The organism is Variovorax sp. YR752 (assembly GCF_943372545.1).
Genome location: NZ_CALRZC010000296.1, coordinates 1 through 8,845 on the forward strand (window position 1 = coordinate 1; position 8,845 = coordinate 8,845).

9 protein-coding genes are annotated in these 8,845 nt (G+C 72.0%); 8 read left to right on the top strand and 1 reads right to left on the bottom strand.

Annotated features, from left to right (window positions below; genetic code table 11):
• Nucleotides 1-918 (top strand): BMP family ABC transporter substrate-binding protein (locus AAG801_RS37700; protein WP_341893019.1); only part of this gene is annotated, 918 nt, incomplete at its 5' end.
• 95 nt (nt 919-1,013) lie between these two features.
• Here AAG801_RS37700 and add read toward each other — a convergent pair.
• Nucleotides 1,014-2,051: an adenosine deaminase gene (add, locus tag AAG801_RS37705; protein ID WP_341893020.1), complete on the bottom strand. Its 1,038-nt coding sequence runs from the start codon at nt 2,049-2,051 to the stop codon at nt 1,014-1,016.
• An 80-nt stretch (nt 2,052-2,131) separates the two neighbouring features.
• On the opposite strand from add, the gene AAG801_RS37710 reads away from it, so the two are divergent.
• The 7 genes from AAG801_RS37710 to deoC are packed head-to-tail and all read left to right on the top strand — an operon-like array spanning nt 2,132 to nt 8,781.
• Nucleotides 2,132-3,100 carry a BMP family ABC transporter substrate-binding protein gene (locus AAG801_RS37710; protein ID WP_341893021.1) on the top strand — a complete coding sequence of 323 codons (969 nt, stop codon included), beginning with the start codon at nt 2,132-2,134 and terminating at the stop codon, nt 3,098-3,100.
• Entirely contained in the window at nt 3,100-4,656 is a 1,557-nt protein-coding gene (locus AAG801_RS37715) for an ABC transporter ATP-binding protein (RefSeq protein ID WP_341893022.1), read from the top strand. Before AAG801_RS37710 ends, AAG801_RS37715 begins: the two co-directional genes overlap by 1 nt.
• Nucleotides 4,653-5,792: an ABC transporter permease gene (locus AAG801_RS37720; RefSeq protein WP_341893023.1), complete on the top strand. Its 1,140-nt coding sequence runs from the start codon at nt 4,653-4,655 to the stop codon at nt 5,790-5,792. Before AAG801_RS37715 ends, AAG801_RS37720 begins: the two co-directional genes overlap by 4 nt.
• The gene (locus tag AAG801_RS37725) at nt 5,785-6,753 is read left to right on the top strand and encodes an ABC transporter permease (RefSeq protein ID WP_341893024.1); all 969 of its coding nucleotides are present in this window, start codon (nt 5,785-5,787) and stop codon (nt 6,751-6,753) included. Before AAG801_RS37720 ends, AAG801_RS37725 begins: the two co-directional genes overlap by 8 nt.
• Before the next feature lies 1 nt (nt 6,754).
• Nucleotides 6,755-7,195, top strand: coding sequence for a cytidine deaminase (locus AAG801_RS37730; RefSeq protein ID WP_341893025.1), 441 nt, complete (start codon nt 6,755-6,757; stop codon nt 7,193-7,195).
• Complete coding sequence (locus tag AAG801_RS37735; protein ID WP_341893026.1) at nt 7,192-8,010, top strand: purine-nucleoside phosphorylase; 819 nt, start codon at nt 7,192-7,194, stop codon at nt 8,008-8,010. Before AAG801_RS37730 ends, AAG801_RS37735 begins: the two co-directional genes overlap by 4 nt.
• On the top strand, nt 8,011-8,781 hold the full coding sequence (gene deoC / locus AAG801_RS37740) for a deoxyribose-phosphate aldolase (protein ID WP_341893027.1): 771 nt from the start codon (nt 8,011-8,013) through the stop codon (nt 8,779-8,781). It begins immediately after the preceding gene.
• Nucleotides 8,782-8,845 lie beyond the last annotated feature (64 nt).

Genomic DNA, 8,845 nt, shown 5'->3' on the forward strand with positions numbered 1-8,845 from the left:
GCGGCGCTCGCCCAGCCGGCGGTCATCTACGAGATGGGCGGCAAGGCCGACCGCTCCTTCAACCAGGCCGCCTACGAAGGCGCCGAGGCCTGGAAGCGCAAGAGCGGCCAGCCCTACCTCGAGTTCGAGATCGCCAACGCCGCGCAACGCGAGATGGCGGCGCGGCGTTTCGCCGAGCGCGGCGCCAGCCCGGTGGTCGGCATCGGCTTCCCGCAGGCCTCGAGCATCGACAAGGTCGCGCGCGCGTTCCCGAAGACCCGCTTCGCGATCATCGACGCCGCGGTCGTGCAGCCCAACGTGCAGAGCTTCCTCTACCGCGAGCACGAGGGTGCGTTCCTCGTCGGCATCATGGCGGCGATGGCGAGCCGATCGGGCAAGGTCGGCTTCGTCGGCGCGCAGGACATCCCGCTGGTGCGCAAGTTCCTCTGCGGCTACGAGCAGGGCGCGAAGTTCGCCAACCCGAAGGTGGAGCTGCTGTCGGCGATGACCGGCACGACGAGCGCCGCCTGGACCGACCCGGCACGCGGCGCCGAGCTGACGAAGCACCAGCTCGCGCAGGGCGTCGATGTGATCTTCGCCGCCGCCGGCACCACCGGCCTCGGCGTCATGCAGGCGACGCGCGACGCGGAAAAGCTGGCCATCGGCGTGGACAGCAACCAGAACCACCTGCACCCCGGCTTCATCCTGACCTCGCTGGTCAAGCGCGTCGATCGGGCGGTGCTGCAGGCCTTCGACGGCGTGCAGCCGGGCATCACCACGCTCGGGCTGAAGGAAGGCGCGCTCGACGTGGCGATGGACGCGCACAACGCGAAGCTGGTGACCCCGGCGATGAAGCAGCGTGTCGAAGCAGCACGCGCCGACATCGTCGCCGGGCGGCTCAAGGTGATCGACTACACGGTGGCGAACGCCTGCCGCTGAGCGGCGCTGACGGGCTGCCTCCGGCCCTGAGCGGCCACGGGCCGCTCAGGGCCACGAGGCAACTCCGGTCGCGTGGGATTGAACGCAACAGCGCGTCAGGCGCCTTCCAGCGACCAGGCCAGCAGCGCGGCGCGCGCCTGCGCCTTCGTGTCCTCGTCGAGGAAGGAATGCGCCACCGCCTCCAGGCCCATGTGCAGCAGGTCGGCCTCGGTCAGCGGCGTCTCGCGCAGCAGCGTGGCCGCCTCGCCGCTGTGGGTGACCTGCGACATCAAGCGGTTGTCGGTCTGGAACGACAGGCTCACGCCGGCGCGCCACAGCGCGGTGATCGGGTGCGCGGCGATCGACGCGGCGGCGCCGGTGTGCACATTGCTGGTCGGGCAGACCTCGAGGTGCACGCCGCTGGCACGCACGGCCTCGAACAGCGCGCGGTCACCATCGGGCGCCAGTGCATCGACCAGGCGAACGCCGTGGCCGATGCGGCGCGCGCCGAGCTGCACGGCTTCCAGCACGCGCCGCGCTTCGTCAGCCTCGCCGGCATGGATGGTCAGCGCCACGCCACCCTCCAGCGCGATGCGCAGCGCGCTCGCATGGTCCGCCGGCGGATGGCCGAACTCGGCGCCGGCGAGGTCGAAGCCGACCACGCCGATCTCGCGGTAGCGCACCGCCAGCGCGGCGACCCGTTCGCTCTCCGCCACGTCGAGGTGGCGCATCGCGCACAGGATCAGCCCGGTCGGCAGCGCACTCTTCGCCAGGCCTTCGAGCAGCGCCTCGACCGCGGCCTCGGGCGGCACGCCGAAGGGCTCGAACAGCAGCGGCGCGATGCGGAACTCGCCGAGCACCGCGCCATCGAGCCGGGCGTCCTCGGCAGCCTCGAAGGCGACCCGCTCCAGCCCTTGTGGCGTGGCCATCGCCGCGACGGTCAGCGCGAAGCCGCGCAGGTACTCGACCAGGCTGCCGGCATGGGAGCGGGCGTAGAACCAGCGCTCCAGCGCCGGTACGTCCTCGGCCGGGCAGGCCATGCCGCGTTCGTGCAGCAGTTCGAACAGGGTGGTCGGGCGCAGGCTGCCATCGAGGTGGTCGTGCAGCACGACCTTGGGCAGGCGGCGCAGTCGATCGGCGAGGGCTTCGGGCATCGCCGCATGCTATCTCGGCGCGCCTCTTGCTATCCTGCGCGCGGGCTTCGCGTGCAGCCCGCGCCACAGGGAAAACGCCCATGACCACGAAGTGCCTCGCCGCCGCCGCGCTGCTGACTGCCAGCCTGGCCGCCCACGCCCAGCCCGCGATCGTCTACGACATGGGCGGCAAGTTCGACAAGTCCTTCAACGAAGCCGCCTACGCCGGCGCCGAGCGCTGGAAGAAGGACACCGGCAAGCCTTACCTCGACTTCGAGATCGCCAACGAGGCGCAGCGCGAGCAGGCGATGCGACGCATGGCCGGCCGCGGCGCCAGCCCGGTGATCGGCGTCGGCTTCTCGCAGGCGACCAGCGTCGAGAAGGTGGCGAAAGAGTTCCCGAAGCAGCAGTTCGTCGTCATCGACGGCGTGGTCAAGGCGCCGAACGTCGCCTCGGTGGTGTTCAAGGAGCACGAGGGCAGCTTCCTGGTCGGCATGATGGCGGCGATGGCCAGCAAGAGCGGCAAGGTCGGCTTCGTCGGCGGCATGGACATCCCGCTGATCCGCCGCTTCCAGTGCGGCTACGAACAGGGCGCGAAGTACGCCAACCCGAAGGTCGAGGTGCTGGCCGCGATGACCGGTACGACACCGGCCGCCTGGAGCGACCCGGCCCGCGGCGGCGAGCTCGCCAAGTCGCAGTTCGCCAAGGGCGTGGATGTGGTCTTCGCGGCCGCCGGCGGCAGCGGCGTTGGCGTCTACCAGGCTGCGAAGGACGCCGGCCGCCTCGCCATCGGCGTCGACAGCAACCAGAACCACCTGCACCCCGGCACCATGCTGACCTCGATGGTCAAGCGCATCGACGTGGCGGTCTACAACGCCGCCAACCAGGTGACCCCGGGCCTGACCGTGCTCGGACTGAAGGAGGGCGGCGTCGACTACGCGCTCGACCAGCACAACCAGAAGCTGGTGCCGGCCGAGATGAAGACGAAGGTCGATGCGGCGAAGGCGGACATCATTGCCGGCAAGATCCAGGTGATCGACTACATGGCGGCCGGCGCCTGCAAACTCTGATGAACCCGCCGCAGGGCGCAGCGCCCGCGGTGGCGATGCGCGGCATCGCCAAGCGCTTCGGCGCCGTGCAGGCCAATGACGCCGTCGACCTGACGGTCGCCACCGGCACCATCCACGGCATCGTCGGCGAGAACGGCGCGGGCAAGAGCACGCTGATGTCGGTGCTCTACGGCTTCCACGAGGCCGACGCCGGCACCATCGCGATCGACGGCCAGCCGGTGCGAATCCGCAGCTCGCGCGATGCGATTGCGCTGGGCATCGGCATGGTCCACCAGCACTTCATGCTGGTCGAGCCGTTCAGCGCGCTCGACAACATCCTGCTCGGCGCCGAGCCGCACTGGACACTGGCCCGATCACGCGCGCAGCTGCGCCGCGAGCTCGAGGCGCTGATGGGCGAGACCGGGCTGAAGGTGCGCCTCGACGTCGCCGTCGAGGAGCTGCCGGTCGGCGAGCGCCAGCGGCTGGAGATCCTCAAGACGCTGGTGCGCGGCGCACGAATCCTGATCCTCGACGAGCCGACCGCGGTGCTGACGCCGCAGGAGACCGAGCAGCTGTTCGTCACACTGCGCGGGCTGCGCGAGCGCGGCACGACCATCCTGCTGATCACCCACAAGCTCAAGGAGATCGTCGCGCTGTGCGACCAGGTGACAGTGATGCGCGGCGGCCGCGTGGTGCTCGATTGCCCGATCGCCGAGACCAGTGTCGATGCGCTCGCGCAGTCCATGGTCGGCCGCCGCGTTCATCTCGGCCGCGCCGAAGGCCCGACGGCCAGCGCGAGCGGCCCCGTGCTGCTGCAGGCGCACGATCTCGCCTGGCGCGATGCGCTGGGCGTGCCGCGCCTGGCCGGTGTGTCGCTGACGCTGCACGGCGGCGAGATCGTCGGCGTCGCCGGCGTGTCGGGCAACGGCCAGAGCGAACTGCTCGACGTGTTGGCCGGCCTGCTCGTGCCCGACAGCGGCGAGCTGCAGCTCGGCACGCGCCGCTTCACCCCGGCGCAGTGGCTCGACCCGGCCAGCGCCCGCACACTGGGCCTCGCCCATGTGCCGGAAGACCGCCACCGCCGCGGTCTGGTGCTGCCGTTCGCGGCCTGGGAGTCGGCAGCGCTGGGCCACCAGCGCGATGCGCGCTACGACCGCGGCCTGCGCCTGGACACCGGCGCGATGCGGCAGGACTGCGCCGCGATGATGGCCGACTACGACGTGCGCCCGCCCGACCCGGCACTGCGCAGCGCCAAGTTCTCCGGCGGCAACCAGCAGAAGCTGGTGCTGGCGCGCGAGGCGCTGCCGGCGCCCACGGTGCTGCTGGTCGGCCAGCCGACGCGCGGTGTGGACATCGGCGCGATCGAGTTCATCCACGGTCGGTTGCGCGCGATGCGCGACGCCGGCCGGGCCGTGCTGCTGGTCTCCTCGGAGCTCGACGAGATCCTCGCGCTGGCCGACCGGGTGATCGTGATGGCCGGCGGGCGCATCGCCGGCGAGCTGAGCATCGACGAGTGCAGCGAGACGGCGCTGGGCCGGTTGATGGGCAGCGGCGCTGCAGCGCAGGAGGCGGCGTGAGCACATCCACGGATGAGATGCCGCGCTGGCTCGACCTGGTCGTGCTGCCGGCGGTCAACCTCGCGATGGCGCTGCTAGTCGCCGGCGTGGTCGTCTGGCTGGTCGGGCTGGACCCGGCGCAGGCCATCGTGCTGCTGGTCAAGGGCGCCTTCGGCAGCCGCCTCGGGCTGAGCTACACGCTCTACTACGCCACCACCTTCGTGTTCACCGGCCTGGCGGTGGCAATCGCCTTCCATGCCGGGCTGTTCAACATCGGCGGCGAAGGCCAGGCGATGCTCGGCGGCATCGGCACCGCGCTGGTCGCGCTGTGGCTGGGGGATACGCTACCCGCCTGGGTGGTGCTGCCGGCGATGGTGCTGGCCGCCGCCGGCTTCGGCATGGCCTGGGGTGCGCTGCCCGGCGCGCTGGCCGCCTGGCGCGGCAGCCACACGGTGATCAGCACCATCATGTTCAACTTCATCGCCTCGGCCCTGCTGTCCTGGCTGTCGCTGAACGTGCTGAAGGAGCCGGGCAACATGACGGTGGAGAGCCGCGCCTTCGGCGCCGGCGCGAAGATGCCCGGCATCCACGAGGCGCTGGCCGCCATCGGCCTGGACTGGCCGGCCTCGCCCCTGAACCTGAGCCTGCTGCTGGCCGTGGCGGCCGGCGTCGGCACCTGGTGGCTGCTGTGGCACACGCGGCGCGGCTACGAGCTGCGCACCGTCGGCCATGCGCCGGAGGCGGCGCGCTACGCCGGCATCCGCCCACGCGCGCAGATCATCTTCGCGATGGGGCTGTCCGGCGCGATGGCCGGGCTGCTCGGCGTCAACGAGGTCGCCGGCGTGCACGGCCGGCTGCTGCTCGACTACGTGGTCGGTGCGGGCTTCGCCGGCATCGCGGTGTCGCTGATCGGGCGCAACCATCCGCTGGGCATCGCCATGGCCGCGCTGCTGTTCGGCGCGCTCTACCAGGGCGGCGCCGAACTGGCCTTCGAGCTACCCGGCTTCAGCCGCGACATGATCATCACGCTGCAGGGCCTGATCGTGCTGTTCGCCGGCGCGATGTCGCAGGTCGCCGCGCCGCTGCTGGCACGGCTGTGGATGCGCACGCAACGGCCGCGCGCGGTGGCAGGGGCGGGGGGAGCGGCGCATGGATGAGATCGCGATCGGCACGCTGATCGCCTCGACGCTGCGCGTGGCGACGCCGCTGATCCTGTGCGCGCTGGCCGGCGTGCTGTGCGAACGCGCCGGCGTGATCGACCTCGGCCTCGAAGGCAAGATGCTCGCCTGCGCCTTCGCGGCCGGCGCTGCCGGTGCGGTCAGCGGCTCGCTGATGCTGGCGTTGCTGGCCGCACTCGTGGTCGGCCTCGCGCTGTCGATGCTGCACGGTTTCGGCTGCGTCAGCCACCGCGGCGACCAGGTGGTGATGGGCATGGCGATCACGATGACCGCTGCGGGGCTGACCATCGTGCTCGGCGTGGCCTGGTTCAAGACCGGCGGGCAGACGCCGCCGCTGCCCGACGCGGCGCGCCTGGGTGCGCAGTTCACCGGCCTGGCCGAGTGGCTGAAGACGGTGCCCTACATAGGCACGACGCTGGCGCTCGGCCTGCTTGGCCACAACTGGCTGGTCTACGGCGCCTTCGCCGGCGTCGCCGCGGTGTGGTGGCTGCTGTTCCGCACCCGCTTCGGCCTGCGCCTGCGCGCCGCCGGCGAGAACCCGGCGATGGTCGACGCCGCCGGCGTGTCCATCGTCGCGCTGCGCTACCAGGCCCTGGCATTGAACGGGGTGTTCTGCTCGCTGGCCGGCGCCTACCTGGTGCTCGCGCAGAATCCCTCCTTCGTGCCGAACATGACCGCTGGCCGCGGCTACATGGCGATGGCGGCGCTGATCTTCGGCAAGTGGCACCCGGTCGGCGCGCTGGCCGCCTGCCTGCTGTTCGGCTTTCTCGACGCCGCCGCGATCCGCCTGCAGGGCGCGCCGCTGCCGCTGATCGGCGCGGTGCCGGTGCAGGCCATCCAGGCGCTGCCGTATGTGCTGACGGTGGTGCTGCTGGCCGGCTTCGTCGGGCGTTCGCGAGCGCCCAAGGCACTCGGTGTGCCCTACCTGAAGGAGCGTTGACATGAACCCGCCCGACGCAGCCCCCGACGAGCGCACCTGGCAGGCGATGAGCGCCGCCGCGCTGCGTGCACGCAGCCACGCGCATGCGCCGTACTCGGGCTTCGCCGTCGGCGCCGCGCTGCTCGACGAGCACGGCGAGATCCACGCCGGTTGCAACGTCGAGAACGCCGCCTATCCGCAGGGCCTGTGCGCCGAGGCGGTGGCGCTCGGCCACCTGGTCAGCAGCGGCGGCCGGCGCATCCGCGCCGCGCTGGTGCTCGGCGTGGCGAAGCAGCCGGTCACGCCCTGCGGCGGCTGCCGGCAGAAGCTGCGCGAGTTCGCCGGCGACGCCTGGGACGATCTGCCGGTCTGGTCGGCCGACGAGACCGGCATCACCGCGAAGCACACGCTGGGCGAACTGCTGCCGGCAAGCTTCGGGCCCGATCACCTGGAATCGACATGACCCGTCTTAGCATCGAGCAAGTCGACCGCTGCGCCGCGCAGCTGCTGGCCAGCGGCCGGCGACCGCGCATCGCGGTGCTGCTCGGTTCGGGCTGGAGCCCGATCGTGCAGCGCGTGGCCGACCCGCTGCGCCTGCCCTACGCCAGCCTGCCGGGCTTTCCCGCCGTCGACCTCGCCGGCCATGCCGGCGAGGTGGTGATGGGCCGGCTCGGCGAGCACGAGGTGGCCGTGCTGTGCGGCCGCCGCCACGCCTACGAAGGCGGCGACGCCGCCGCGATGAAGGGCGCGATCGCGGCGCTGGCCGCCTGCGGCGTCGAGGTGCTGGTGCAGACCAATGCCGCCGGCAGCCTGGATGCGTCGATGCGCCCCGGCGAGTTCATGATGCTGGCCGACCACATCAACCTGGTGCAGCAATCGCCGCTGCTCGGCGAGACCGGCTCGCAGCGCTTCGTCGACATGCGCCACGCCTACGACCCCTCGCTGCGCGCGCAGGCGCGCACCGCCGCCGCACGGCTGGGCATCCCGCTGCACGAAGGCATCTATGCCTGGGTGCTGGGCCCGCAGTTCGAGACGCCGGCGGAGATCCGCATGCTGCAGCGCCTGGGTGCGCAGGCGGTGGGCATGAGCACGGTGCCGGAGACCATCCTCGCGCGCCACGCCGGCCTGCGCGTGCTGGCCTTCTCGATGTTCACCAACATGGGCTGCGGACTGCAGGACGAAACGCTCAGCCACGCACACACGCTCGGCGTGGCGCAGGCCGCCGCGCCGCTGGCGGCGGACCTGCTCGAGACAGCAGTCGCCAGCCTGGAGCTCTGAATGATGCGCAGCCCGCAAGACACCGCCCGCCTCGCCCTCGCCTGCCTGGACCTGACCAGCCTGAACGACGCCGATGACGAGGCCGCCATCGTGCGCCTGGCCGAACGGGCGGCAGCGGCGCCGGGCCGCGTGGCGGCGCTGTGCGTCTGGCCGCGCTTCGTGCGCATCGCCTGCGCCCAGGCGCCGGCCGGCGTCGCGGTGGCCGCGGTGGCGAACTTCCCCGAGGGGAGTGTCGATGTCGAGCGCGCCGTGCGCGACACCGGCGAGATCGTCGCTGCCGGTGCGCAGGAGGTCGACGTGGTGATGCCCTGGCGAGCACTCGCCGCCGGCGACGAGGCCGCCAGTGCGACGCTGCTGCGCGCCGTGCGCCGCGCCTGCGACGGGCGGCTGCTCAAGGTGATCCTGGAGACCGGCGAGTTGAAGACGCCGGCGCTGATCACGCGCGCCTCGCAGATCGCGCTCGCCGAAGGCGCCGACTTCCTCAAGACCAGCACCGGCAAGATGCCGGTGGGTGCGACCCCCGAGGCCGCCACGCTGATGCTGCAGGCCATCGCCGCGGACACGGCCGCCGCGCCGCGCGTCGGCTTCAAGGCTGCCGGCGGCGTGCGCAGCGTGGCCGATGCGGCGGTCTACCTCGACCTCGTCGAGGCCATGCTCGGCGTGCAGGCGCTGACGCCGCGGCGCTGCCGCATCGGCGCCAGCGCGCTGCTGGCCGACATCGAGGCCGTGCTGGCCGGCCGCAACCGCGAGACCGGCCCGGCCGGCTACTGACTTGTATCTTCCAAGCAGACCAGCGCGATACAGTTTGAGCGCCGCTGAGGCGGTCAGACCGGTG